The 25,983-nt window shown below is 33.6% G+C and carries 25 protein-coding genes and 1 other annotated feature; of the genes, 12 read left to right on the plus strand and 13 right to left on the minus strand.

From position 1 onward, the window contains the following. Positions 1–128: 128 nt before the first annotated feature. Entirely contained in the window at positions 129–488 is a 360-nt protein-coding gene (locus WAX78_RS04805) for a winged helix-turn-helix transcriptional regulator (protein WP_336481120.1), read from the plus strand. A gap of 196 nt (positions 489–684) precedes the next feature. Here WAX78_RS04805 and WAX78_RS04810 read toward each other — a convergent pair whose 3' ends face one another. The 5 genes from WAX78_RS04810 to WAX78_RS04830 form a co-directional block, all read right to left on the minus strand. Then, positions 685–1,185, minus strand: a complete 501-nt coding sequence (locus WAX78_RS04810; RefSeq protein WP_336481121.1) for a GNAT family N-acetyltransferase — start codon at positions 1,183–1,185, stop codon at positions 685–687. A 74-nt stretch (positions 1,186–1,259) separates the two neighbouring features. Continuing rightward, positions 1,260–1,931 (minus strand): HAD family hydrolase, encoded by a 672-nt coding sequence (locus WAX78_RS04815; RefSeq protein ID WP_336481122.1) that lies wholly within the window; start codon positions 1,929–1,931, stop codon positions 1,260–1,262. A 256-nt stretch (positions 1,932–2,187) separates the two neighbouring features. Further along, positions 2,188–3,642 (minus strand): sodium:solute symporter family protein, encoded by a 1,455-nt coding sequence (locus WAX78_RS04820; RefSeq protein ID WP_336481123.1) that lies wholly within the window; start codon positions 3,640–3,642, stop codon positions 2,188–2,190. A gap of 16 nt (positions 3,643–3,658) precedes the next feature. Then, positions 3,659–3,865 carry a DUF3311 domain-containing protein gene (locus WAX78_RS04825; RefSeq protein WP_336481124.1) on the minus strand — a complete coding sequence of 69 codons (207 nt, stop codon included), beginning with the start codon at positions 3,863–3,865 and terminating at the stop codon, positions 3,659–3,661. Positions 3,866–4,213: 348 nt separating this feature from the next. Then, on the minus strand, positions 4,214–5,092 hold the full coding sequence (locus WAX78_RS04830; protein WP_336481125.1) for a methyltransferase domain-containing protein: 879 nt from the start codon (positions 5,090–5,092) through the stop codon (positions 4,214–4,216). A gap of 367 nt (positions 5,093–5,459) precedes the next feature. Here WAX78_RS04830 and WAX78_RS04835 point away from each other — a divergent pair, with 367 nt between their 5' ends. The 5 genes from WAX78_RS04835 (at position 5,460) to WAX78_RS04855 (ending at position 8,881) form a co-directional block, all read left to right on the plus strand. Next, positions 5,460–5,687, plus strand: coding sequence for a hypothetical protein (locus WAX78_RS04835; protein WP_336481126.1), 228 nt, complete (start codon positions 5,460–5,462; stop codon positions 5,685–5,687). A 746-nt stretch (positions 5,688–6,433) separates the two neighbouring features. Beyond that, positions 6,434–6,874 carry a MarR family winged helix-turn-helix transcriptional regulator gene (locus WAX78_RS04840; protein WP_336481127.1) on the plus strand — a complete coding sequence of 147 codons (441 nt, stop codon included), beginning with the start codon at positions 6,434–6,436 and terminating at the stop codon, positions 6,872–6,874. 157 nt (positions 6,875–7,031) lie between these two features. After that, positions 7,032–7,856, plus strand: coding sequence for a class I SAM-dependent methyltransferase (locus WAX78_RS04845; RefSeq protein ID WP_336481128.1), 825 nt, complete (start codon positions 7,032–7,034; stop codon positions 7,854–7,856). Between the two features lie 190 nt (positions 7,857–8,046). Continuing rightward, the gene (locus tag WAX78_RS04850; RefSeq protein WP_336481129.1) at positions 8,047–8,289 is read left to right on the plus strand and encodes a hypothetical protein; all 243 of its coding nucleotides are present in this window, start codon (positions 8,047–8,049) and stop codon (positions 8,287–8,289) included. A 64-nt stretch (positions 8,290–8,353) separates the two neighbouring features. Beyond that, positions 8,354–8,881, plus strand: a complete 528-nt coding sequence (locus WAX78_RS04855; protein ID WP_336481130.1) for an HXXEE domain-containing protein — start codon at positions 8,354–8,356, stop codon at positions 8,879–8,881. Positions 8,882–8,926: 45 nt separating this feature from the next. On the opposite strand, the gene WAX78_RS04860 is transcribed toward WAX78_RS04855, so the two are convergent. Then, on the minus strand, positions 8,927–9,700 hold the full coding sequence (locus WAX78_RS04860) for a Cof-type HAD-IIB family hydrolase (RefSeq protein ID WP_336481131.1): 774 nt from the start codon (positions 9,698–9,700) through the stop codon (positions 8,927–8,929). Positions 9,701–10,312: 612 nt separating this feature from the next. On the opposite strand from WAX78_RS04860, the gene WAX78_RS04865 reads away from it, so the two are divergent. From WAX78_RS04865 to WAX78_RS04875, 3 genes are all read left to right on the plus strand, one after another. Continuing rightward, on the plus strand, positions 10,313–10,804 hold the full coding sequence (locus WAX78_RS04865; RefSeq protein WP_336481132.1) for a DinB family protein: 492 nt from the start codon (positions 10,313–10,315) through the stop codon (positions 10,802–10,804). 532 nt (positions 10,805–11,336) lie between these two features. Further along, complete coding sequence (locus tag WAX78_RS04870; RefSeq protein ID WP_336481367.1) at positions 11,337–11,687, plus strand: ASCH domain-containing protein; 351 nt, start codon at positions 11,337–11,339, stop codon at positions 11,685–11,687. 18 nt (positions 11,688–11,705) lie between these two features. Then, positions 11,706–12,146: a DUF2269 family protein gene (locus tag WAX78_RS04875; protein ID WP_230577047.1), complete on the plus strand. Its 441-nt coding sequence runs from the start codon at positions 11,706–11,708 to the stop codon at positions 12,144–12,146. Between the two features lie 1,276 nt (positions 12,147–13,422). Here WAX78_RS04875 and WAX78_RS04880 read toward each other — a convergent pair. Further along, positions 13,423–14,106, minus strand: a complete 684-nt coding sequence (locus WAX78_RS04880) for an HAD family hydrolase (RefSeq protein ID WP_336481368.1) — start codon at positions 14,104–14,106, stop codon at positions 13,423–13,425. Between the two features lie 1,070 nt (positions 14,107–15,176). Beyond that, complete coding sequence (locus WAX78_RS04885) at positions 15,177–16,268, minus strand: DUF3626 domain-containing protein (RefSeq protein ID WP_336481133.1); 1,092 nt, start codon at positions 16,266–16,268, stop codon at positions 15,177–15,179. Between the two features lie 681 nt (positions 16,269–16,949). On the opposite strand from WAX78_RS04885, the gene WAX78_RS04890 reads away from it, so the two are divergent. Beyond that, positions 16,950–18,284, plus strand: a complete 1,335-nt coding sequence (locus tag WAX78_RS04890) for an MFS transporter (protein WP_336481134.1) — start codon at positions 16,950–16,952, stop codon at positions 18,282–18,284. 315 nt (positions 18,285–18,599) lie between these two features. On the opposite strand, the gene WAX78_RS04895 is transcribed toward WAX78_RS04890, so the two are convergent. Together WAX78_RS04895 and pyrE are read right to left on the minus strand one after the other, a co-directional pair. Beyond that, positions 18,600–19,346, minus strand: coding sequence for a class I SAM-dependent methyltransferase (locus WAX78_RS04895; RefSeq protein WP_336481135.1), 747 nt, complete (start codon positions 19,344–19,346; stop codon positions 18,600–18,602). A 92-nt stretch (positions 19,347–19,438) separates the two neighbouring features. Further along, positions 19,439–19,969 (minus strand): orotate phosphoribosyltransferase, encoded by a 531-nt coding sequence (gene pyrE, locus WAX78_RS04900; RefSeq protein WP_336481136.1) that lies wholly within the window; start codon positions 19,967–19,969, stop codon positions 19,439–19,441. A gap of 650 nt (positions 19,970–20,619) precedes the next feature. Between pyrE and WAX78_RS04905 the strand changes: the two genes are divergently transcribed. Continuing rightward, a complete protein-coding gene (locus WAX78_RS04905) occupies positions 20,620–22,059 on the plus strand; it encodes an N-acetylmuramoyl-L-alanine amidase family protein (RefSeq protein WP_336481137.1) in 1,440 nt (479 codons plus the stop codon). 134 nt (positions 22,060–22,193) lie between these two features. On the opposite strand, the gene WAX78_RS04910 is transcribed toward WAX78_RS04905, so the two are convergent. Together WAX78_RS04910 and WAX78_RS04915 are read right to left on the minus strand one after the other, a co-directional pair. Next, complete coding sequence (locus tag WAX78_RS04910) at positions 22,194–22,688, minus strand: GNAT family N-acetyltransferase (RefSeq protein WP_336481138.1); 495 nt, start codon at positions 22,686–22,688, stop codon at positions 22,194–22,196. A gap of 184 nt (positions 22,689–22,872) precedes the next feature. Continuing rightward, a complete protein-coding gene (locus WAX78_RS04915) occupies positions 22,873–23,433 on the minus strand; it encodes a GNAT family N-acetyltransferase (protein WP_336481369.1) in 561 nt (186 codons plus the stop codon). A gap of 87 nt (positions 23,434–23,520) precedes the next feature. Beyond that, positions 23,521–23,774 (minus strand) — a binding site (T-box leader). A gap of 464 nt (positions 23,775–24,238) precedes the next feature. On the opposite strand from WAX78_RS04915, the gene WAX78_RS04920 reads away from it, so the two are divergent. Next, a complete protein-coding gene (locus tag WAX78_RS04920; RefSeq protein WP_336481139.1) occupies positions 24,239–24,517 on the plus strand; it encodes a hypothetical protein in 279 nt (92 codons plus the stop codon). Between the two features lie 940 nt (positions 24,518–25,457). On the opposite strand, the gene WAX78_RS04925 is transcribed toward WAX78_RS04920, so the two are convergent. Further along, entirely contained in the window at positions 25,458–25,628 is a 171-nt protein-coding gene (locus WAX78_RS04925) for a hypothetical protein (RefSeq protein ID WP_336481140.1), read from the minus strand. Positions 25,629–25,983 lie beyond the last annotated feature (355 nt).

Below are 25,983 nucleotides of genomic sequence, written 5' to 3' on the forward strand. Positions count from 1 at the left end.
ATACAATTTGTCTTCTCCTTGCATTATAAATTGCAAAATTAAATTATGTAAGAAGGCACATTCATGTAGTATAGTATCATTAGTGTTACTGTTACCATCAATAAATATTACTATGGAGTGCTGTCTTTATGAGGAATAGAAAAAGCGGTTATGGTTGCCAGGAGGGTTGTCCTGTTGAAATAACACTTGATGTTATCGGCGGAAAATGGAAAGGTGTTATTTTGTATCATCTATTAGATGAAAAAAAGCGTTTCAATGAGTTGCGGAGATTAATCCCCGGCATTACACAACGAATGTTATCTTTACAATTAAGCGAACTAGAAAATGACGGAATTGTACATAGAAAAGTTTACCCAGAGGTTCCCCCTAAAGTAGAGTATTCTTTAACTGAATTCGGAAGGACACTAGAACCGATTATTGTCCAAATGAGGAACTGGGGAAAAATGTACAGATCTCGGTTAGTGGAAAAATCAGAAACACTATCATAATAACTGTTTAACCCACATGTTTTCTTGTAACAGTATGATATTTTTTTAGCACATATACACTGGGAATCAATCAGTGACAATAGAAAATTAAATTGAAATAGGAAGCTGAATTATATCAGCTTCCTATTTTTAGCGTGAAATAAATATTTATCAAATCACTTTGTCCCAGTTATCTAGTAATAATAATTAAGTATAGCTACTTGTCTAATTGCTTCAATTCTAAGGACATTCTAATAAAGGTAACTGGGAATTCCTGAAACTTGTGATTAAATTCCTTTTCGACTTGAAATCCCTTTGACCTGTAAAACAATAAACTGCTTTCATTTCTTTTTAAGACATGTAGTGATAGTTTATTTAATGGTTCTAGTATTCGCGTCCCTTCCTGCATTAACTTTGACCCAATCCCTTTATTTTGATGATTAGGATGTATGTAGATCGATTCTAACAATGCTCCCCCGTTTTCTTGTTTCTTAGAGAAAAAAGCATAACCAATTATTTTTTTCTCTTCCTGCGCGACTAGCATTATCGAATTATCAAATCTATATTGCATCGTCTCAAGAGAATAAGCTTCTTCCAATGTCTTTTCTTGAATATCTAAAGGTAGGATATGTCCATATGCATCCTGCCAAGTTATTTTTGCTATTTTCTTTACTTCCTCTGTATCGCTACTATTCATTTTCCGAATAATATAACTCAAATTTTTCTCCCCTTACTTTAAGGAATTTGATAATCGTTTCGTAATTAAATGACATAAATGTAAATCTCCACTATCTAAACTCCTTGAAGTGTATTAACTATGGATAACAACTCTTGTAAATTATCGATTACATGTTCATCTGTATACAAATTTCCCCAAAATGCATCCTTCTTCCATATTGCATGCATTCCTACATTCCGAGCTCCTACTACATCATTCTCTGGATGATCACCTACATATACACTTTCTTCAGGACTGACACCTAATCTTTCTAAAGCTCTTAGGAAGATTTCAGCTTCAGGTTTTTTAAGGCCTTCTTGCTCTGAAACTAATATGATATCCATGTACTTATCAATCCCTAGAGCACGAATATTCAGTAACTGGAATTCAGTGAATCCATTTGTAATCATACCTAATAATATCCCTCTATTTTTAAGCTCTTGTAATACGTGCTCCATGTTAGAAAAAGGAATACAGTGATGTTGAAAGTTGCTTATGTAATCCTCTAACAGCTGCTCCCAAGTTAAACTAGAGATAACATATTCTTGGAGTAATTGCTTATATACTTTATCTTTCCAAACATAGCCTTTATTATCTAATTCAATAAATCGATTTACATATAACTCTTCAGGCACATGTTTTAGTTCATTGATGTACCTCTTATATTGATCTTTAATGAAGAGTTTAAGAGAACTATCTCTATCTAATAGAGTTCCATCTAAATCGAAAATAACAGCTTTAACCATTCTTTCTCCCCCTTACTTAAGCGATTGTTACACATCTGATTTTTGAAGAATCCATCCCGTATTCTGGCTCCATTTATCCACTTCTCTAAGAATCTCCCAAATTAGAGGATCTTTTGGCCTTTTATGGTTGCCTTAATCATTATTTCTCTGATTGGAATATATTTTAGAAAATCAAGCATACACCAATACAAAATTAAATTGAAATAGGAAGCTGCATTATATCAGCTTCCTATAATTTTAAAAAATATATTTAATATTAGCTCCCCACATGTTTTTGTGACGAAATTGAAGGCTGACTAGAATTTTCTTGTTTTGTGATGGGAGTTACGAAAATTGGATTTCTTTTAAATAACACACTGACTGTATATGCAACGATTACATTTAATATAAGAGCAATAAGACCGATATTTATATTGTAAATACTAATTTTTCCTATACTCATTCCAAGTACCGCCACATCTCCGACAAGAATACCTGCGGCAATTCCAATTGGAGTAAGTTTACGGATAAAGAAAACACCGATAAACCCTGGAAGAATCTGTCCAAATCCATAATAAGCTGTATTAACAAGAGATATCATTAAGCTAGGGGCAAAAATCGTTATAGCCATAGATAGCAGTAAGTATAAGATGACTACAGCTTTAATTGATTTTAGCTGCGCTTGTTCCGATATATTCTTTATAAGATTACGAGAAACTAAAGCACCAATAACAAGGCTAATCATAGATAGCACTACAATGCCTGATAACACTGCTCCTGCTGCAATAACGCCAATTAACCATGGAGGCAGCAGAGAAATTGCCGTAGCCATAAATGCACTGTTAGGTTTGTCTAGATTTGGTATTGTGGCCAGAGCAAAATACGAGATGATGATTAAAAACGGAAACATAAACATATAGAGCGGCATAACAATCTGTGCTTTTTTTATCGCTCGTTCAGAACGGCCAGTAAAAAACACACCTGTAACATGAGGAACTGCATAAAATGCAAATGCTTGAAAAATGATAGTTGAAATTGCAAAGTTCATATCCATTGGTTTGTCAACTTTGACTAAAGCCCCCTGTTGTTTCGCCATTTCAAATAGGTGGGACACACTGCCAACCTTGTGTAAAACTGCTCCGCCTACAATCACAATAGCAAGAAACATCAGGATATCTTTTACGATAGAAATAATAGCCGGTGCTTTGACGCCTGATACCGATATGTATATATAAGCCATAACTCCAGCGATAATAGTCGCTATAGGAGCTGATAAGTGAAACCCCAGTGCATTTAAAGAAACAACCAGCCCTTCGAATTGTAATTGAGCCCATGGAATTAAAAAAATGAGTGCTGTTATCGTAACAGTCAATTCCAAACCTCGATGCGAGTAATGACCTTTAAAAATATCCGCTATGGTCATAGCACCGTACTGCTTACCGGCCCTCCAAATTAAAGGTGCAAAGAAATAGCCGACAGCATAAGCCAATAAGATATACCCTAAAAACCATATTCCATAACTTGGCCCTTTTGCATATACACCACCTGGAAATCCTAAAATAGTACCTACACCGTAGATTTCACCCACAGCTAAGAAAAATAACAATATAGCGTTAAATTTTCGGCCTCCTACTAAATATTGCTCTACGCTGAGTTGCTCACTCTTCTCTCTTGAATATACAGCATACAGAATAGTAGAAAGTATGATAACAGAAAAAATAATTAGTGACATACGATATCCCCCTTTTCTATAAATCCCCCTTCAGATTATGACGATCATACAACATCCAAGATAACCAAAGACAAAGCGAGGTAAGCGGCAGCCATAGAAAAATCCAAAAATAAATGATTGGGAACCCCATGATGCTTATATCAGATGATGCAATAAATGGTAAGACACCAACAATAGCTGCAAACGGAATGATCATTCCAATAAGAATACTGCTGAACTTCATAGTGTACACCTCCTTTCAAAATAATATAACAATTTATAGAATTATCATTTTCTACATAAAATGGTAATTTCCTTTTTTGATTAAAAATTAATAACAATGAATATAGATCAAAACATACAAAAGCACGGCCGAAAAGAAAAATCGGCCGTGCTTTTTATAAAGTCATAACTTACCTTACACGATTTTGGTGATATCGAAACATCACGAAACATAAGAAGCCAAGTGATGCTAAAAATAGGGAAAATAGCACATTAGTGCGAATTAAGATTATAGGGACCTCGTCCATCTTCTTGATAGATTAAATAAATAAGCAGTTTTCTTCATTTTGAATTCTAAAATCTATGTTTCTTATTTTTTTACCACTCCAAAAGTAATTTTCATACTTGGAGCGTAGATTAAAGAGGAATTAATATTAAATGCTTTAGAAAATCGTAGTTCTGCTTCATACTGATCCTGTGCTTCAGTAAATGTAGCCCCTCGATTTATTAAGTTCTCAATAAACTCGTTCCTTTCAGTAGAAACTGCACCTAATCCTTCTTCTTTGAGTGAATCATATAATCTCTGTTTATCTGTTTCGTTTATATTAGAGTCAAGAAAATTAACCTTATCACTAACTCGGCAATCAATATTTTTTACCCCTAATTCGCTCATATAGGTCGGTAACTTAATCCCGATGTTTCCATCTTTTCCATTTCGTTTTGTATCTTCTTCAAACAGTTTTTGAAGAAACCCAAGCTGAATAATTTCTGATTGGTCGTGTTTGTTAAGGTTGTACGAAGACATATTGGAAATCCAGTGCGGTTCAAAACATATGATATTACCTTCATCAATGACTGAATGAATCATTTTCTGCAGCATTTTTATCGGATCAGCCATATGTAATAAAAATGCATGACACACCGCTATGTCATACTTACTCTCTAATTCAATTTCAGTACTATCAGCTTCAATAAATTCAGCTTCATATGGAAGGTCCTGAAATAGACTCTTTGCTGTATGAATCAATTGCTGTCCTTTATCAATGCCTGTATACCTTGAACCTAACGGCAACAGAGGTAACAGTTTTAGTCCTAAATATCCATATCCGCATCCAAAGTCAATAATATGTACGGGTTTAGAAATTTTCCAAACTGAATTCACTAAAAATCCTAAATAGTCATCGTTATAATACAAATCTCTTGTATTCTTTAAATAATCCAACTTATGATCCCAATAATAATCTTCCAATATAACAAGCTCCTTTCTCCATTTTTAGTTAGTATTTTGAGTTAACTTAAGTCACAAAAGCAGAAATTCATTTCAGTAAAGTTTTATCCTTCATCTACGAATGGTTATGTTCTCTTTAAATTCCCTTTCCTTTCTTCTGTTGAATACCGCAAACAATATACCAAGACAGAAAGAACCTATAAAAGATGAGAGATCTCAATCATCCACGCCCTTATCAAAAAGTAAGACTAAATAGAGGAGATTTTAGTTGTACACTATATATATTCAATTAACATAACCTACCATTTTATGTATAATTAAATGGTATATTTCGGAAACCACACGGATTGTAATCTAAAAAATGGGTCAAAAGAATAGGAGGAGTATTATGACTCGTTGTACAAATTGTAAGGCGAAATGGAAAGCAAAAGATGTATGGTCTCTTTTTTTTCAAAACGATGGTAAGGATTGTCCGTATTGTAATCAAAGACAATATATTTCAGCCGAAACCTTTCGTTTTTCAAGTGAAATTTTACGTTGCCTCTTTTTATTACTTTTTCCTTTCTTCGTTGAACTAAGCAATAAGAGCCCTTTAGAAGACTTTAAGAAAAAATAATATAGATTTACCCTGTTTTATCTCCCCTTCTCTTTTAATATAAAAAGATTAACTAAAACATGCTCTTATTTAGTAAGAAAAAACGTATCTTTAATTTCACTAAAAACGGGAGATTATGGTGAAAAAAATCTTAATCGTAAGAAAATCAAGAATGCCACTTCCAGTAAATGTCTTAACGTAGAAAATGTGATATTTAGTTGAATGTACCTCTAATATAAGACTAAACAAAAAAATGAGAGTATGTATAACAACCCTCACATCTGAAAGCAAGTTCTATTCAGCTGTCTTGTTACGAAACTTTCGTATATCTTTCATAATAAAAAGGACAGATATGAAAACAACAGTATCACAAAGAAGCATTAAAAACATATTAAACATCGAGTTCCCTCTTGTTGATGCTATGGCACCTCCCAATCCAAAAAAGAGAAGCAAAGAGTTAGACGGATATAGATAATTCCTATGTATGATAACAAATACAACACTAAATATGACTAATATATATGTAATGTATTTCAACACTTCTACCAGTGCTTCCATTACTTACTCACCCCATCCAATTCCTTTATATTCCATTTTATCATGTAATACACAGAAAAAATATATTGTATTCATGTGAAGTTAACGTAACAGCTCATTAAATTACTTCCCTATTTTGTAAACAATCATTTACAATAAACAGAGAAAAACGTTTATTTTATTGAAAAATAGTAATATAATATTTACTAAATTGATGAAGGAAGAAAATAATGGCTGATAAAGATTTATTAAACGAATACTTGAATCTCTTAATAAATATGTTTGGAACTTTCAAGTTATTATCCGAAAAATCATCGGAATTTACGCATATAGAACAGCACGTAGTTGAATATGTTTCCCAGCAAGGTAAGCCTGTAAATTTGAAAACGATAGCTCATGATTTAAATATACCGAAGCAACAACTCAGTGTAACAGTACGTAACTTGGAGAAAGATGGCTATATAACTAAGAAACAAGATGATTCAGATAAACGAGCAATTTTAATTTCGCTAACAAAAAAAGCAGAAGATGTGCAACATGAACGATGGAAACAGATATATAACAATTTCACAGATAATCTTAAAAAACTATCAGATGAAGATCGACGTGACTTGTTGTACGGATTACATAAAACAAATAGAATGCTATCAAAGATGGCTGAGGATAATTAATCATGAAGTAAAGAGAATGTGTTTCGATTATTGGAATTGGACACAAAATCCCTTACGTAAGAATAGGCTGAATTTATTTTCACAAATAGCACTATTATTGATTTATCTTCTAGTACAACAGGATTTCTGATACAGCAGTTTGAAACGGAGGATTTTTATGGTGAAAATGATAGATTTACAATCTGTTCAAGGTACTATGCTCATCCCCCTTTGGGGACGTGCTAGTGGCAGCGAGAAGAATCCAGAAATTTTGGATGACAAGGAAGCTATTAACATTATCAAAGGATGTGATTTTGATTTTGCCGATATAGCCAAAACTTTTGGTGAATACGGCGGGATAACCTACATCGTTCGTGCTCGCAAAATTGATGACACAATCCGAAATTTTATCACTAAGCATCCTCGAGCCACCATTGTGAACATCGGCTCTGGGTTAGATACCACTTTTTCAAGAATCGACAACGGTACGATCAATTGGTATAATCTCGATTTGCCCGATGCAATAACTTTTCGTAAAACTTTAATAGCAGATTCACCGAGAAATGTCAGCATTGCCAAATCTTTTTTTGATATTTCATGGTTTGACGACATTAAATTTAATAAGGATGATGGAATACTCTTCGTCTCAGCAGGAGTTTTTTATTACTTTCAGGAAAGTCAACTTAAAGAAATGTTTTCCGCCATGGCACAGCGCTTTCCTGGTGGCGAATTGTATTTCGACGCGGAATCAAAATTTGCGCTTGGACTTTCAAACCGCACAGTTAAAAAGTCTGGCAACAAAGGTGCCATAATGTACTTTTACGTCAATAATCCAAAATCTATGGAAAAATGGTCGCCAAAAATAAAGGTATTAAGCTGTGAATCGTTCTTTAAAGGAATACCTACAAAAAAACAATGGGAAAGCAGCACACGCGTAATGGTACGAATTGTTGATTTGATAAAGATGCTGAAATTCGTCCATCTACGCTTTGAGGACAGATGAAAGTAACCCCGGAGACCTAATAAGATTACAAAGTATGAAAAATGCCAGTATAATTGACGGAATATTGATAATGGAAACAATGAAAAACATGGCTCTTTGCCATGTTTTTTGTCATAAATATCTTTTAGGGATATCGATTTGTCTAATTGAATATATATTATGGAATCATTCATCAAAAAGGGGATATATGATGACGTTATCAAAACTGATTCAAACCTTGTCATTATTAAGTGCTGTAGCTGTTCTTGTTGTCTCTGTTTATGGTTTTATCACTGAATCAATCAGCTCCAATATTTTAATGATTCTACTATTTGTAATGACCGTACTTCAAGCAGTGAGAGCTTATCAAATAAAACAAAAAGCTACATTTATGCTTACCTTTTGGGTGGCTATATTTATACTCCTTGTATTAGGAAAAATATACTTCTTATGATACAAAAATGAAGCCTTTAGTAAAGGCTTCATTTTTATTAAGTTAGAATTTTAGGGGGATGACAATGAATGATATACAAGTGATGGTATGGCTTTTTCCAATACTTTTTATTTTTCACGATTTTGAAGAAATAATTTTCATACAACCATGGATAAGGAAAAATAGAGGCTATTTATGTGAAAGATTTCCTACGTTATCAAAAAGGTTATTACCTCATTTTGATAATATTACAACATCATCTTTCGCCCTTGGAGTGGCAGAAGAATTTATTTTAATTAGTATAATTACAATTTTTTCCTATGCAATGAATTGGTATAGCTTATGGCTAGGTTTGTTTATTGCATTTACTTTACACTTAGTAATACATTGCTTTCAAACATTGATCATACGAAGATATGTCCCTGCTATTATTACAAGCATTATTTGTTTACCTATCTGTATTTATATCATTAAGCATATAGTACAGTTATTCCCATTAGATACTATTGTCTTGTATTCAATTTTAGGCTTTATAATCATGGTGGTCAATTTAGCTATCATTCACAAAGTTATGGATATATTCAACAAATGGTTAGCTCAATATGAACAGTAAAACATCACTCCAAACATAAATGAAATATCAGTTCTTTATGAATCCTTAAATAATTCCATACTTTCTTAGAGCAAAGTCGATTCCATCTTCACTTGACTTTTTCGTGACAAAATCTGCAACTGCTTTTAATTGTTCATTGCCATTTCCCATAGCAATCCCAAGTCCTACTAACTCCAACATGTCTATATCATTTCCTCCATCCCCAAACGCAATAGCCTCTGATTGATCAATGTCAAAATACTGTAAGACACTTTTGATAGCTAGAGATTTAGATACTTCTTCTTGTAATACATTTAAAACAAAAGGATGCCATCTGCTAAACGTTAAATGTGGGAACTTGTGAATGTATTTCTCTACCGTTTCATCAGTAGCATACAAACACATCAAATAGACCTCTTGATTATGAATATGTTTATCTATAGTTGGATAAGCATTCAATGACAACGTTTCATTTAATGCTGTTAGTATTGCTTTATCTTCTACACCGTTCATACTAAAATCTTCTGTAAAGAATGACAGTCCGTTATTCTCGATATATGCAAATTCAACCACTTCTCGAATAATGTTTTTATCCATTGGTACTTTATAAAGAACTTCTTGATTGTACTTCACATAAGCTCCGTTTGCTGTGATGAACGTGTCTACTCCTAATTTTCTTATTTCATCGCACATGGATAACGGCCTTCCTGTTGCTGCAACCACCCTTAACCCTTTATTTTTCAGTGCTTTTATAGCTTCTTTCGTACTATCTGAAATACTACCATTTTCATGGTGTGTAAGAGTTCCATCAACATCAAAAAATACAATTCTATAATCCATAAGATAACTCCCTTAAAAATTAATAAGTAAATCAAACGATAAGTAACTAAAAATAAAAAATAATCTAAAAGTTATACACTCTAATAATATAAGCTTAGATATCTTAATTAGCAACATTTCTAAAGGTAAGAAAAACATGAATCATTGTGAAATAAAATTAACGTCTGATTTTCTAACAGACACACATCTCATTCTAAATTTTTATTATTTCTCTCTATTAAAGATAATTGTTGATATTTCAAAAAATAGAAAAGGACCAACATGTTTTAAATATATATAAGGACATTTAGTTACTGAAAAATAAAGCCTGTATCAATGATTACCAAGTAATCATTGATACAGGCTATTTTAGTCCTAATGTAACTAACGCATGCTTTAGTTTAATAAGAATTTTTTATTTCATTTAAAAATACACTACTATCATATATCCATTGTTTTTGATGCCAATAAGTCATCAGATATACTTCCCATTTAGAAGCGATCTTACCGAGCATTGTTTTCAGATTTGTCTGAGTGAAATCTTCAACGATTGGGCTCCACAGATATAAAGACCATGTATATTTTAACTATTCTGTATTTTCTTGGAAAATTATAAAAAAGGAGGCTATACTAATGAGTAAAAAAGAAATGTTGCAAAATGGAGTCAAGCAAGTTTTTTACGAAGAAGAATGGTACCCACCGATATCAGAAGCGTTAAAGAATCTTACCGCTGCACAAGCATGTTGGCAACCAGAAGGAAAGGCCAGTAATACGATTTGGGAAAATGTAAACCATTTACTAACCTTTAAAGAACGCTTACTTTCCCGCTTACATCAAGATGACACATTTGTTGCTCCACAAAATAATGATGACACGTTTGTCCAAGGTGGACCTAATGATGATGATGCTTGGCAACAAACAGTGAAGCGAACACTTCAAGTACATGATGCCTTACAATCTTCATTAACATCCCTTCAAGAAGCAGAACTGGATGAACCAAGTCCTTCTCTACCAGTTTGGCAACAATATCTTAATATCCTTTTGCACGATGCTTATCATACAGGACAAATTGTACAACTTCGCAAACTCCAAGGTTCATGGCCAGCTCAGCGTTCATATTTATAAACGATGATTAAAATTGCTTGAGTTTCACACCTAAAAAAACAATTGAAAGTGGCTAACTGTTACATCAAATAAAACCCCAATTTCTCAGTTAAATTGGGGTTTTTTTCGTTACTCCACTTATGCTCCCAATTATGGAATAAGCTTTTACTATATTTCTATGGGGTACCGCCACATCGCCATCAACTTAAGAAATCTCTTGTTCCCCAAAATGAAAAAATGAACTGAATTTTCGTAGACAACTATAGAGAGATAAAGTGAAACTTCCATTTGAACAAATTTTGATTTTCCATACCGATTACATCCCTTTTTTAGAGTACTAGTATCAATATGTCCAAGATTCAGAGATTAATTGCAATTATCTTGAGGTTTTTGCACCAAAACCAAGCGCTGCTTTTTCCCATTATTGGTGTTTATCGTATAAACATTGTATGAAAGTTTGTTATCCCTATTAAGTAGAAACTTGCTATATAGAATAATTTTTTTATATGATAAAGTAGACTTATGTTTAAATAAAAAAAGGAGAGTGACTCGGATGACAAACCAAAATGAAACGAACGCTTTACCGCCAAAAACATGTACGATTGAACGTCTCATCACGATTCAGGAGGACATTGAAAAAGTGCTTGCAGGACAGAAAACGGCTACTCGCCGCAACGGGAGATATGCGGATGTCGGGGAAGTGATGGAGCTTCAAGGTCACCGATATGTTGTGGAGAAGGTCTATTCGCAGTCACTTGGCGAATTGACTGATGAGCATGCCCATCAAGAAGGCTATGCGAATGTGGAGGAATATAAGCAATCTATCCTGTCTCTTCACCCTGGCATGCCGTGGCTGCCAAAGATGAGAGTTTGGGTTCATGAGTTCCGTCCCATCGAAGGTTAATGTGATATAAGGATGGACATGTTGTATCGACTTCTTCTGTATGTACATATTTTCAGTGTAATCTTATCCATCGGCCCGTTTTTTGTATTGCTTCCGCTCATCAAAAAACTGCGGGCTTCAGAGGCCCGAACACAGCAGGCTTATCTGGATGTATTCCGATTTTCGGTCAGGCTGGCCAAGCATGCCGGGCATGTGCTGGTTGCATCCGGGGTTCTGCTTGTACTGGCGGGCCCTTGGACTTGGAAGACCCCTTGGATAGTGATGACCCTTATTCTCATGGCGAGTTCATTATTTTTCCTGGCCCGCGCCTTTTCGCCGACCATTCGGAAATTCAGTGAAACCGGCCAAGACAAGGACGCCTTGATTCAATTGTTGCGGCGTTCTGTTTGGATTTACATTGTTCTTTTAATGGCGATGTTATGGTTCATGGTGACAAAGCCTGCGTTGTGGCAGGGGTGATAGATCTAGGGCGGATAGCGGCTTTGTGTGATTGCCGTTTGAATTCGCCGGGCGGCATGGAATAAGGACAAGCCTACTATGTAAAATAAAGAAATTGCAATAGCTATCCTCTCTTACAAAAACAAGAGGTTCTATATAATGTTACATATTATATAAATATTGGTACACCGCTTAATGAAAGTGGTGTACTTTTTTAATTTTATAGACCTCTGCATGACCTCATTTACAACAACAACACATCCTCATGAAAAGCACATTTACAGCAACAATTACTTTAGTTATAAACGGTACGACTTTATTTCAAATCTACATCAAACTTTATTCCAAACCAATAACTGACTAAATAACCAGGTAATAAATTCTATAAAACTCAGATATTATTATTTACAATTATTTCCTTTAGGTGTAAAATTACACTAAATTTATTATCATAAAGGGGAGATAGTTATCAAGCTGTTAGGGATATTTTTAACTGTAATCGGAACAGTTTCTTCTATCTTTGGATTGATACCAGTAATACTTATATATCCATACAAGCATTGGAATTATACTTCTGAATATTGGGAATTTATCTTGTTTCAAGACGTGAACAGAATATATTGGCAGATAGGAATGCTTCTATTTTTAGTTGGTGTGTACTTGCTTTATAGAACAAGGAAAAATAATTAAATAAACAACCTTTTTGTTAACATAACATCTCACTCTAGATTTTTTGATTGTTCCGATATCGCTACAATCAAAAGACAACATTGCGATGTCAGCATATGGAATCGCAAGCCATCTAAGGATAGCTGATGCTCACAAGCACAAAAATCGAAAAATGATTCGCAAGCATAAAAAAAGAAAGATAACTTTCGTCACCTTCCTTTTTTATGCTATAAATTTTTTTTCATACTAAACTCATGCTTCATTGCAGTATACCTAATCATTGTCACTCGACAAATATGTAGCATAACTAACAAATAAAAAGGCTATCACATGTTAATCATGACTAATATGTGATAGTCTTTTTATTTTATGAATTTTTATAATTTAGGTCTTGATAACTCAAGGAACCACTTTTCGTTTCCTAACGTACGTGATTTGAGTGTAATTGTATCCTTGAAATAAAGTTTGATTAAATTAACCTAATAAACCTTGATAAAAGAGGCAAATAGAAAAAGTGTGTTTTGAAAAAAAGATTGATCAAAACACGCTTTTTCTATATTCAATTGACTCATCCTTTTATAAAAAAGTTTGATAATTTTTTGTTATCCTTGCTCAATTAAAGCGCCCGTTAACGGAATAACGAAAATGCTGAATATGTAAAATAACTTAGTAATTTATCAAAAGAATTGATCTCGGCATATGGTTTTATTTCAGTATCATTCTTGATCATATAAGGATTGAACCATATGCCCTTTATATTTGCATTTTGACAACCACCAATATCCCTTTCTAGATCGTCTCCAACGAATAATACCGTTTCCGGTTGCACATTAAGCTTATTTAATGCTAATTCAAATATGCGTTTGTCAGGTTTACTAAATCCCACTTCTTCAGAAATAATTATTATATCAAAAAAACTATTTAAATTAGTGTTCATTATTTTAGCTTTTTGTCTCTGAGTTGAACCGTTTGTAATAATTGCAACTTTAACATGCTTCTTTATAGTGTTTATGATATTAATAGTATTTTGGTCTATAGAAAAACAATGTGGAAAATTATTATTCCAAAAATCCTGAATGTCATTGCTTGGCAATCTATATTTTGGTGGAAATTCATCAAAAAATGATTCCAAAACTTTTACTTTGTCACTGTAGCCATAGCTTCTTTTATCATATTCCTTGAATTTCTGCAACATTTCGTTTTTTACTGAATGTTGTTTAACATCCCCATAACACTTATCTAAAATAATTGAAAACAATTTATCTACTGCCTTATCCCTATCAAGTAAGGTATCATCTAAATCAAATATCATTGCTTTATAACCACTCAAACAACTTCACAGCCTTTCTCACATTATATAAATAATCCCTAGTCATTCTTGCCCAGTTACTGAATGTTGTACGTAGGTGGTATTGGACATCACCATAAGGTGTCACACTGCGTCCCCCACGGTTATAAAAAAACATGATACTTCTGCTTGGCGTAGAAAAATCAGGGGTTTAACTTCCCAAAAACGTCTTAGTGTATAATCGCGTTTTGTCGGCAGTGCCCCTATATAACTTATCTACTTAATATTCTAAATTCCCTATGACTACCAAAAACTCCTTCCTGTTCTTTTGCCACGTTAACTTAATACATTTTTTCATATTCTTCACGATCAATTAAATATGGTATTCCACAATATGGCCCGATTGTTGAACAAGAAAAAACCCTGCATATTCACACAGGATTTTTAATCAAACTTTATTATAAATGATCAATCTTTATTATAAATAATCGAACTTTGTTTTAAATGATCTATCTTTTTTATAAAACAACAGTAATCAATAGGATTTCTTACTACAACAATTATGAAAATGTTGTTGTAGTAAATGAGGTCATTTGTAGTACAAAAAAAGATAGAACATGCCGAATTTCTATACCTGTATTTATTCTTCTTTTTTTCGATATAATGTGCCACATTATATCTTTGTCTTTGATAATTCTAATCTTGTTTGTGATTTATTGAATCTAAATAAAAAAAACTGGCTTGTCCTTATTGTAGTTACGCTTTGAAGAGGTGATGGAATAGCCTTTTACGATCTGGGCCTATTACCCCAAAGCAAGGTTTTTGCCTGAGTTGCTCAGTTTTATCATTTTGAGGTAGTTTATTTTTGTTAGGTTGATGGGCATGTACCGCTAACAAAACGAAGAAACCTAGCAACTGCATAAAAAAGTAGAGATTTGTGCAGCTGCTTATTCAATTATCTGGGCCTTTAGTGGAGTAACTTTATTGCTACTCAACAATTCCTTAATCCGCCTTTCAGTTCAGATCTTCTTTTCACTTTTCACTATAAAAACACCCCTTTAGATAAACACCATGACTTTATTTAAAAGCGACATTTAGTTCAATTTTCGATTCGGCTTTCCATATCTCACTAAAACGTGCCACAATAGTTTTAATTCCTGAAGCACCTCCTTATAAGTTCCGCGATCACTCCAAGATACTGGATTTCGTTTCAAGTCCATTACAGCAGATCCAATTATGTTCGCATCAATAAAATCATTTCGTGCAATACGTCTTGCCAAGGAAGGCATTGTTGGACCTCTAAAATCCGCAGGAACCTCGTCTACCATAAGTACAAAGCCCATGTGCCAATTAAGATTAATAGAATACTTAAGGCATATTTGTTCTAAGGTTCTCCCTACTTGAGTGTCCTTGAATGAAGGATCTGCAACAAGCGCTTCCACGTCTTCTTTAAGAGAAATATCCCCATGAACCTGTGCTTCAATATAGTGGTTAAGATTGCGGTTTGGCTCTTTGTTTGCTAGGTCCGTAAACGGCCTTTCCAAATTAACCAGCAAATGATTGATTAATCTTGCTGGCGTCAAATTTCTTTCACCGATTGCAAAATCTCTTAAGAACGCCTCTTCCAAGAGAGCAGCCAAAATGATGTCAAACTCTTCATAAGTCCCCTTTTCTTTTGGGTCTTGATGCGAATCCAAATACGTGTATGTGGAACGATGAGAAACCTCAGGGGATAATAGAAAATAGCATGACCCAAAACGTGGAGCAGGCCCATCTGAATGTAACATCAAATTTAGTGCCCCATATTTAGGCCGTTGGTTATTAGTTGTGCACTCCAGTTGATATGCTCCTCCAAAAATTCTTTTCTCCCAGAGGTCGCGTTCACCACCAGGGTAAGCGGAGACGCTGCCGTTAGATAATAATGTTTCAAACTGGCTCTTATATATTCCCTGCTCAAGCAGTGCTTCAGCAACGCTTTTCATAGTCGAATCTGGTCTATCTGGATGAAAATGTAGACCAATCTTTGCGTGAGACTTTAAATTAGCAACAGCATTCTCAAAAATTTCATCCGAGATATTAGACATTTTAAGTATGTGATTAATTGTTGCTTTAGCCTCATGTTTATAGTTCCTTGCATACTTTGTAATATGCTCCAAAGCCAATAGTTGAGACCTTGATAATTCCATGCATAGATCTCCCCTTTCAATAAATTCCCTTAGTATAATTTGTTATCCTTGTATTTCAAATGAAGTTTGATTCACAATCTGTTCCCCAAGCCATAGATTTAAAAGTACTTAGCTAAATTTCAATATGAGATTGAACGAATCCTTCTGAAAAGTATTTCGACTTATTCTTTACTGAACATTTCAAGTGTTTATGAATGGAAAAATATGAATTATTATTCATGTGGATACACCAACATCGTGTGATATTCACAGTGCTGGTAATATCTTCAACAAACATCTGTATATTGACTTTTATGCATAACTTAACTATGATTAAATATCAAACAGACAGTATTTTCTAAAAATTCTATATTTTACAGTTAAGGAGGTGAAATAATTAGGAAATAATGTAACGAACATCTAAATATTATGTTACATTTTCAATTTTCTAGCTTACTTAGAAAGCGGGGAGAAAAGATTGAATTTCTTATAGGTTCAACACTTTGCGGAATATCACTAATCATAACCACGTTACTTCACTTTTTGGATGAAGCATACAAAATTTAAAAGAAGTTATTATTTTTGAATTACATAAAGAATGTTTCGTTTTATCAATTGTTGTTTTACTTACTTGTTTCGTTTCAATGTGAATAAATCTACTACAGCTGCGCTAACATATCCATGAAAATAAGGGGGCACATGATGAAGAATAAATATAGATATTTTATCATTTTAATGATTGTTCTCATGACTGTTATTAATTATATAGATAGAGGTGCACTTTCATATGCACAATCTGCGATTATAAAAGAATTCCACTTAAATCCTGTAAGTTGGGGGGCAATTCTCGGCTACTTTGGATATGGATACATCTTTGGTGCCTTATTTGGCGGAGCACTTGCGGATAAAAAGGGACCGAAATTTATGTGGATTCTTGCTGGTGCTAGCTGGTCAATCTTTGAATTAGGAACAATATTTGCTGGGCAAGTAGGCGCTGCGCTATTTGGTGGTTCAGCATTAGCTGGTTTCGCTGTGTTTAGAGTATTATTTGGTTTTGCGGAAGGTCCTACATTCTCAACGATGAATCGAACAATGGCTAACTGGGTTTCGCCAAAGGAAAAAGGCTTCGCTGTAGCACTTGGATTAATCGGAACACCAGTAGGTGCTCTCGTTACTGCACCAATTGTTGTTGGTCTTCTCTCTGTTACCAACTGGAAGATCACGTTCATTATTTTAGGTATAGTAGGATTGCTATGGACAATCGTATGGTCTAAAGTCTTTACGGATTTGCCTGAAAATCATCCAAAGGTTTCAGAAATAGAACTGCAAGAAATTCGAAATACGGATAGCTTACTTGTTGGTGAAAGTCAATTCGAAAACAATCATCAAATACATACACCTTGGTACCATTTTTTCAAAAACCCTACCTTAGTCATGAATGCCATTGGGTATTTTGCGTTTTTATATGTGAATATTTTACTATTGACCTGGACTCCTAAATATTTGCAAGATGAATTTGGATTTTCATTAGCCTCGCTTGGTTATTTAGGAATGATTCCATGGGTTGGTGCTATTTTTACAGGATTATTAGGCGGGAAAATTTCAGATAAAATACGTGAAAAAACGGGGAATCTACGTCTTGCAAGATCTTGGTTTACAGTCGCTTCTTTATTTTGTACAGCTATCTGTTTTATGCTCATTCCGACTGTCAAGAGTCCTGCAATGGTACTCACCTTAATGTGCATAGGGAATGCATTCAATTACTTACCGAACTCGATTTACTGGACGGTTGTATTAGATACTGAGCCAAATAAAGCGGGCACATTTGGCGGCGTAACTCATTTCATTGCAAATCTCGCTACGATCATTGCTCCAACTTTAACAGGCAGCCTTGTTGTCAAACATGGATATCAAGCAATGTTTATTGCTGCTGCAATTGCAGTCATAATAGGCATGATAGCCATGGTTTTTGTGAAACCAGGGAAACAAAACTCTTCATTAAGAGATTCTAAAGTTGTTCATAGTCAAAAAGCATAATGTCAATTGTTTTGATATCGACATATGGAATCGCGATCCATCTAAAAGTATTTGTTGATCACGAATACATCGCTTGAAATATGATTTAATGAAACAAAAGGCACCCATTTTGATCTAAGTAGTTCAGATAACCTGGCGAAAATTAAAATCAACATTTTATTTTACAATCTAAAAAACAATAAAAATTGCATTAAAATTAGAAGTAAATTTATCACATAAAAAAAACACTTGGTAATCTCCAAGTGTTTTTTATCGGGGTTATTTTTTATTTTCCGACCGATCTTTACTTAAAAAATGCCGATTTTCACTAAATCATTACTTTGCAAATCTACAAATACAAATCTCTGTTTTGTAATGAAAAGTGACTTTTCCATCTTGTTGATATTTCAAGAACAGATGATGAATCTCTTGAAGAAATTCATCATAATTACTATCTAATTTAGATGGTGTGTAGGATAACGACAGTGCATTCCCAATTAAACCTTCCTCCGTTACTGATTGCCAATTATCATAATATATTTTTATATAATCTTGTCCGAAAAAATCAAACTTCTCTTTATCAGGGTCAAAATTGGAAATTCCAGCTGTTGTTTTAATTTTATACTTGTAGACAGTATTTATATATTCTTTTGCAAATCCACTGTCTTTCTGCATGTCGTTCCATAAAATAATAACATAGCCATCTTCTTTCAAAATCCGTTGGAATTCTGCTTTGCACAATTGTTTATCGAACCAGTGGAATGCCTGTGCAATCGTAATTACATCTATACTATGTTCTTTTAATTGAGTTTTTTCAGCAGGTGCATTGATATATTCAATATTTCTATTAGTTGAACAATATCGCTTGCACTCATTAAGCATCTCTTCATTTGGCTCAACCGCCAAAACTTTGCAACCTAACCCGCATAACATATGAGTAAGTAGCCCTGTTCCTGCACCAATATCAGCGATTATAGACTGTTTTCCAATTCCAAGTTCTTTCATTTTATTTATAACTTCTTCTGGATAAGTCGGCCTACCAATCGCATATTCTTTCGTTTTATTATTAAATTCAGTCCTCATAATAAATCTCCTAATTTCCCCATATTTAATTTAAGCACAAACAATAAGAAAGATAGCATTACTATAAATGTGATGCTAGCTAGTTCCAATAATTATAATATTTTACTCGCTTTTAATTCTTCCATTGTAAATAAAGATAGTAATTCTAAGTCCGCACTTTTTAGATTTTCTTTTGAGGTTGGAGTTCTTTCGATAACACATAGGACATTCTGTACTTTGGCCCCATATTGTTTAAGATCCTCAGCACTTAGTTTTATTTGTCCCCCTGTTGTTACAACATCTTCAACGATACATACATTTTTATTTTCTATAGAAATTCCTTCTGCTAATTTACATGTTCCGTATTCTTTTGCCTTTTTTCTTACATATACGGCAGGTATACCTGTTTTTAAAGATAATGCTGTAGCTATTGGAATACCACCCATTTCTAAACCTGCTAAAACTTCTGTATCACTTGGGATTAGCTCCGACAAATATTCAGCAATATTTCGAAGAAGCTCTGGATTTGATTCAAATAAGTATTTATCAAAGTATTCATTTGAAACTGTTCCAGATCTTAACTTGAACTCTCCTTCAATATGTGAAATATCATAAATTTTTTTCGCTAATAATTCCTTTTCCATAATATACTCCCCTTTACATATGATGAATAAATTAATATAACATGAAAGAACTTTAGGTATTTTCTATATCGTCTATTATCTAATTTATCATATTTCAATTTTTCTGTTAATTCTCATTATTAGATTTATCATGTTACTTATCTTATTTTTGTCTTCAGATTATCGCGATAATCTGAAGACAAACTTCTAATTTTAACAAATGGAACCGCAAATCTAAAAAGAAATACAAAATATTCTAGAATCATATTTACTCTTCATCTAATCCTTATCCCTTTGACATGGAGACTTCTTCTTTATTATTAAATCATTCATCACTGCGATTGAATAATACATAAAAAAAAGATTGATAAAAAGAAGCTTTGTTAGATTTACATAACGTAACATTTGAGTAAAAGTAAAATAATTAAACGACAAAGAGCCATTGCGGAGCGATTATGCTTTGCAGGGACTTTTTTATGTTTTCAAAATATAATATTCCAATTTTAATAGATAATAAAAAAGAAATGTAAGATAATTTTTGGGTTTGCTATACTATTCTAGATTTGTCTGTTTTCCCCCCTGAAAGTTTTTATCGTTATATTCGTAACAATAAAAACTTTCAGGGGGGAATGACAAGTCGCAATTTTATAGCTGCAGGAGGCTACATACATATGGGTACGATGCGAAAAATTTCGATGCAAGCGATGATGCTTGTAGTCATGGTTATGATGAGCGTGGTGTTTAGTAAAGAAGTAGGTGCGGAAACAGAACATATTAATTGGATTAAAAGCGTTCATGTAACGCCAAACGAGGTGCCTTTTGGTAAAGAAATCAACGTTCAAATTAGTGTGGAGGTAAATGAAGAAATCGTAAAACCCAAAGAAGGTGAAGTACTTCAGGTAGAATATATTCTTCCATCTTTAAATGAAGAGGACAAAGAACAATATCAAATTATATACTTACACTATAATGAACAAACCAAAAGGTATGAGACTATTTATAGAAGTGAATTCAATTACGGACAAATCGGTACGTGGGAAATTCATAGGATTTCTCCTTGGTATAAATCATTAGCGGCATATAATTCTAATGTATATGAAGAAATCAAGCTTGCAGATTATGAGAGTTTGGAAGATTTAAGTGATGGTGACATTACATTACAAGCTCCTCCAGTTGGTTGGAATTATATAGCGTTGAATGGGGCAAGCCATTGGTATTATGTTGATGCTAAAACATTAGAACTTGCTACTGGCTGGTTGTACGAAGGCAGAAAATGGTATTACTTAGATGAATATACAGGACAAATGAAAACGGGCTGGACACTAGTGAATGAAAAGTGGTACTACCTTCAAGATAACGGTGAGATGTTGACCGGTTGGAAACTGATAAATGGAAAATGGTATTACTTAAAAGACAATGGAGAGATGGCAATAGGCCGGACAGGGGTAAATGGAAAAAGTTATTACTTTAAAGACAACGGTGAAATGGCAATAGGTTGGGTAAATAATGGAATAGGTTGGATTTATCTAGAGAATAACGGAGAAGCAAAAACAGGCTGGTTATATGAAAATGGAAAGTGGTATTACATAGATGGTGGAAATATGCAAACAAGTTGGATATATATAAATGGGTATTTTTACCACCTCGAACAGAGTGGCGAAATGACGACAGGTTGGGCATTGTTAGGAAAAAATTGGTATAAGTTTAACGAAGATGGAACAAGCGTGACAAACTGGAATCGTGTGAAAACAGGTTGGAAAATAGAAGACGGTAAACGATATTATTTAGATCGTAATGGTGTAAAAGTAACAGGCTGGGTACAAGATAGTGGAAAATGGTATTACTTAAATGATAATGGTGCAGTAGCAAGCTGGTTATCTCTTCAAGATAAGAAGTATTATTTAAAAAGAGATGGTTCAATGGCAACGGGCTGGCTTGAGTTGAAAGATACTTGGTATTATTTTAATGAAGATGGCTCAATGGTAAAAGGGTGGAAAGAAATAAATGGTACATGGTACTACTTGGATACATCTACTGGAGGAATGGTTAGGAATACTTGGTTAAATGGTTACTGGGTAGATGGAAATGGTGCTTGGATACCAACAAGATAATTATATAATATAAAAAAGTACAAACCTCACTCAGAAGGTTTGTACTTTTTTTATTGAGAAATAACATGGCCGACAAGTGATATCGGCCTCGTTTTTTGAAAAGTCATAATCCATGTTATCGGAAACCATACTGATTACGTAGTCCAGTATAGTTTCCCTTTTTTACCTTCGGTAAATCGTAATCCAATTTTCTGTAAAACCTTAATAGACGGATGATTATCTGGGGAACATGTAGCTACAATTTTCTTAACACCTGTTTGAGCAAGTCCCCATTGAACAAGTGCCTTTCCCATTTCACTAGCATAACCTTTTCCCCTTTGATCGGGTACTATGCTATACCCTATGTTTATAGCTCCTTCCTCATTAGGACTACCCTTGAACCCCATGTCACCTATAATTGTGTTCGTTTCTTTATGTATGATTAGTCCTTCCCACTTATTTTCTATCGGTGTTTCTTTAAACTTATTAATCTTATAAGGAAAGAATTGTTGATATTCTGGTAAAGGCCACTCGGAATGAATATTGAACGAAAACTCCTTCGAAAAAGCATCTTTGTCGATTAGTACCTTTTCCATCATTTCAATTGTAAATGTAGTCATAATGAGACGACTTGTATGTAGTTCTGGCATATTCATTTCTCCTTCTTTAAGATAACCTTCGTTCTCGGAAATTAATATATGTTCTGACACTAACACCTTTTCTTGATATTATTACGTTCCCTCAAATGCATAGAAAGCTAGTGTTTTTGTACATATACTCGTTTCACTTATTTAGTTCAAGTGCTCAATACAATTCATTCCATTTTGTAACTGATTAAGTGATGGCATAAATACAAGTGTTAGTTAGTTTCCTTCCATCTGCGGATAAATCTTCATTTTTTAGTATCCCCTCTAACTCAAATCCTAACTTCTCAGGGATGGAGCGACTTTTTATGTTTGCGGATTCACACCTAATTTCAATTCTTTTAAATTGAATTTGGTTTAATCCAAAATTAGTTAATTCTTTTACGGCTTCTATCATATATCCATTCCCGCCAAATTTTGTATGGATCCAGTAACCAATTTCACATTTAGGAATGTCCCAGTTTATTCCCTGAAGACTTGCTGTTCCAATGAAATCATTGGTATTTTTATGAAAAATAAGAAAACGAAAACTCTCTCTTTTTAAAAACTTTATATGTGCTTCTCTCAGGTTCATTTCTGTTTCTTCAACAGCAGGAATGTTTTGTGCAAAGGGTAACCATGCTTTTAACTCATTAAAGGAGTCTTTTATCGCTGCATTTACAATACTTCCGTCCCCAGATTGTAAGGGTGCTCGTAGTATGAGTCTTTCTGTTTCTATTTGAGGTGGAACATTTAATAATATTGGATTCATTACAATACGCCCCCATTGATAAACTATTTTTCTAATTTTGATTATCATCTAAACAATAAAAAAAGCTCCCACCCCCAAGATAACTATCTTGAGGACGAGAGCTGTAGCTTTCGTGGTACCACCTCAGTTCGTTGATGTATCACTACATCAACCTCTTCGGGTACAGATTATACCCTATCCTTATATCGGAAGAATCCGTCTTGCAATCCCTAATTTTTTAATTAGCTTGGCAAGAAGCTCCGAGGCTTTCTTCATTAAGTAGATTATTACTCCCTTTCAGCTTAGAAGGAGCTCTCTGTAAACAATCAAACCTTAACTACTCTTCTCTTCAGCGCTTGTATTTTTTCAATTTTGTAATATATTATCACCATTTTGTGAATTTGTAAACAATTCCAACTATTCGTTTTATATCATTTCGAATTGAAAGTCTAATTTACATAGTAATTTAAATTCTCCGCAAAACAAATGCTCATTGATACATTCGCTTTTGAATCTTCTCTTGTACCACAAGTGGCAACTAACACTGTGTCCAGAGATGCCCCTTATCTCGAATTGATGTTTTTGTTTGCTTTCGTCCTTTCTGTCACTAAACTTTTTTTAGTGAAAAGTCATGTTTTTTCTAATATCAAACATATGAAAACACGACCGACAAGTAAAATCGACCGTGTTTTTTGTAAAGTTATAATCATTATTTTCAAAGACTGTTTTCGTAATGTTTATTGTTCTTTATAGAGGTTTTTACAATTTTACAAATAATATATAATAATATATATATTAAAACTTCTTTATAAGAGGTGGTGTTGTGGTGAAAGTAAATAAGTTAGGAGCAGTTATATCTATTTTCATACCCATATTATTAACTTTACTTATTATCAATTTTGTATATGAAATGATTCCAACTCCCTTTCAAGGACTCCCTATTTTCTTGCCTTTGTTTTTTTGTCCAATCGGAATTCTCTTAGCATGTATCTCCTTTAAAGCGGACAAAAATGGATGGTCAAAAATTGGATTAATATTAAATACTGTACTCTTTTTTACGCCTTTTATCTGGATGATCGGGGGGACCGCTCTCTTTGGAGTATGATTAAATGGAAAATGAGATAATATGAAATTATTAAATGGCCAAAAATCATTATTCTTTCTAAGTACCATTACAACTGTTGCGTTTTTTTCCTACTTGGTATTGGTATTCGGATTGAATGTTCTTATCGTTATTTTGGCTTTCCATCTCAACGATTAGGATATTATAGGGAAAACAATTCAGTTTTGAAGTGTTAGGCTTATTACTACATTTTGTTGTCCTCCATTTCGCTTTTGTTGAATTAAATAAGTTGCTAAAGATGATCGTAAAATAAAATGTTTTTTATATTAAATTTGCTTCACCTATATTTTCGTTACAATGTGAGCTCTATTTCTTAAATGATTAATTTGTATGATAAGAAAGCGCGGCCGACAAGAAATATCGGTCGTGTTTTTTTGTAAAGTTATAACGTATCTTACACAATTTTAGTGATATTGGACCATCACGAAGGATAAGATGCCATTTGACGCTAAAAATAAAGCATATGTGAATGAAAACCCCAGGGAGTCCGTGCATTGATTATGAACAACAGTAAAAGTTTATGTCAGTGAAGATCTGTCTTTCATCTACGCTTGTTTATTCCCTCTTGAAATTCACTTTCAATTTTCCTGTTGATTCTTTGTACAAATATCGCTAACAATAAACCAAGACAGAAGGAACCCATAGCCACTGAAAGCAGGGAGAATTCGACAACCCACTTCCTTATCAAAAAATAAATCCCCACTAGCACATAGATACAGATTGTAAATTTGAGAAACGGAATCTTATACAAGAAGTATTGCAGAAAAAAACCGACTGGTATTGCAAACATGAACAAGAATACCGCATAAATACTTAAAATGAATAGGATATCTATGTATCTCCACCTCCAAAAGGAAACAGTAATCTCCCCGCAAAGAGCTACTATCCAATTTTGTCCTACAAACTTTATTTACTGTAATTTTTAAAAGAAAAGTAATATGGTCGTTAACGCTATGCCAATACATACATACAAATCTTGTTTCCATGTACTCTTTGCAAACAAACTCCACTTTCTTCTACCAAGAAAACTCAATGTTCTGGCAGTTAGAAACATGAATACAACTAAACTGCAAAACATGATTGCTTTGCCCATGTTTACTTATCTCCTTTTTTGTTCTATTTTACCATATATAGGAAGATGAAATGTGGAATAATTTGTTTTTATTCATGTAACGTATGAAACTGATGCTGCCTCTCCTCCCGTACCACAAGTAGATTGGAAAGGAAGTCATTCAATTTCAAAAACTAGAACCCAATATACCCCGCTTTATCCGAAAAAAATCCAAACAAATTAACATCGAATATTAAATATTATTTCTCCTGGAATATATTCCGAAAACTCTATTTTGAAAACACGGCTGACAAGTAAAAATCGGCTGTGTTTTTTATAAAGTCATAACTTTTTTTATCAGCAGTCAACATATCTGGAATCCAATATAAAACTCCTT

The sequence above is a fragment of the Bacillus yunxiaonensis genome (genome assembly GCF_037104695.1).
Lineage (GTDB): Bacteria > Bacillota > Bacilli > Bacillales > Bacillaceae_G > Bacillus_A > Bacillus_A yunxiaonensis.

Coding starts and splice junctions, on each gene's coding strand:
- WAX78_RS04805 (WP_336481120.1), top strand. CDS start 129: ATGAGGAATAGAAAAAGCGGTTATGGTTGCCAGGAGGGTTGTCCTGTT.
- WAX78_RS04815 (WP_336481122.1), bottom strand. CDS start 1,931: ATGGTTAAAGCTGTTATTTTCGATTTAGATGGAACTCTATTAGATAGA.
- WAX78_RS04820 (WP_336481123.1), bottom strand. CDS start 3,642: ATGTCACTAATTATTTTTTCTGTTATCATACTTTCTACTATTCTGTAT.
- WAX78_RS04825 (WP_336481124.1), bottom strand. CDS start 3,865: ATGAAGTTCAGCAGTATTCTTATTGGAATGATCATTCCGTTTGCAGCT.
- WAX78_RS04835 (WP_336481126.1), top strand. CDS start 5,460: ATGACTCGTTGTACAAATTGTAAGGCGAAATGGAAAGCAAAAGATGTA.
- WAX78_RS04840 (WP_336481127.1), top strand. CDS start 6,434: ATGGCTGATAAAGATTTATTAAACGAATACTTGAATCTCTTAATAAAT.
- WAX78_RS04845 (WP_336481128.1), top strand. CDS start 7,032: ATGGTGAAAATGATAGATTTACAATCTGTTCAAGGTACTATGCTCATC.
- WAX78_RS04850 (WP_336481129.1), top strand. CDS start 8,047: ATGACGTTATCAAAACTGATTCAAACCTTGTCATTATTAAGTGCTGTA.
- WAX78_RS04855 (WP_336481130.1), top strand. CDS start 8,354: ATGAATGATATACAAGTGATGGTATGGCTTTTTCCAATACTTTTTATT.
- WAX78_RS04860 (WP_336481131.1), bottom strand. CDS start 9,700: ATGGATTATAGAATTGTATTTTTTGATGTTGATGGAACTCTTACACAC.
- WAX78_RS04865 (WP_336481132.1), top strand. CDS start 10,313: ATGAGTAAAAAAGAAATGTTGCAAAATGGAGTCAAGCAAGTTTTTTAC.
- WAX78_RS04870 (WP_336481367.1), top strand. CDS start 11,337: ATGACAAACCAAAATGAAACGAACGCTTTACCGCCAAAAACATGTACG.
- WAX78_RS04875 (WP_230577047.1), top strand. CDS start 11,706: ATGTTGTATCGACTTCTTCTGTATGTACATATTTTCAGTGTAATCTTA.
- WAX78_RS04880 (WP_336481368.1), bottom strand. CDS start 14,106: ATGATATTTGATTTAGATGATACCTTACTTGATAGGGATAAGGCAGTA.
- WAX78_RS04885 (WP_336481133.1), bottom strand. CDS start 16,268: ATGGAATTATCAAGGTCTCAACTATTGGCTTTGGAGCATATTACAAAG.
- WAX78_RS04890 (WP_336481134.1), top strand. CDS start 16,950: ATGAAGAATAAATATAGATATTTTATCATTTTAATGATTGTTCTCATG.
- WAX78_RS04895 (WP_336481135.1), bottom strand. CDS start 19,346: ATGAGGACTGAATTTAATAATAAAACGAAAGAATATGCGATTGGTAGG.
- pyrE (WP_336481136.1), bottom strand. CDS start 19,969: ATGGAAAAGGAATTATTAGCGAAAAAAATTTATGATATTTCACATATT.
- WAX78_RS04905 (WP_336481137.1), top strand. CDS start 20,620: ATGGGTACGATGCGAAAAATTTCGATGCAAGCGATGATGCTTGTAGTC.
- WAX78_RS04910 (WP_336481138.1), bottom strand. CDS start 22,688: ATGCCAGAACTACATACAAGTCGTCTCATTATGACTACATTTACAATT.
- WAX78_RS04915 (WP_336481369.1), bottom strand. CDS start 23,433: ATGAATCCAATATTATTAAATGTTCCACCTCAAATAGAAACAGAAAGA.
- WAX78_RS04925 (WP_336481140.1), bottom strand. CDS start 25,628: ATGGGCAAAGCAATCATGTTTTGCAGTTTAGTTGTATTCATGTTTCTA.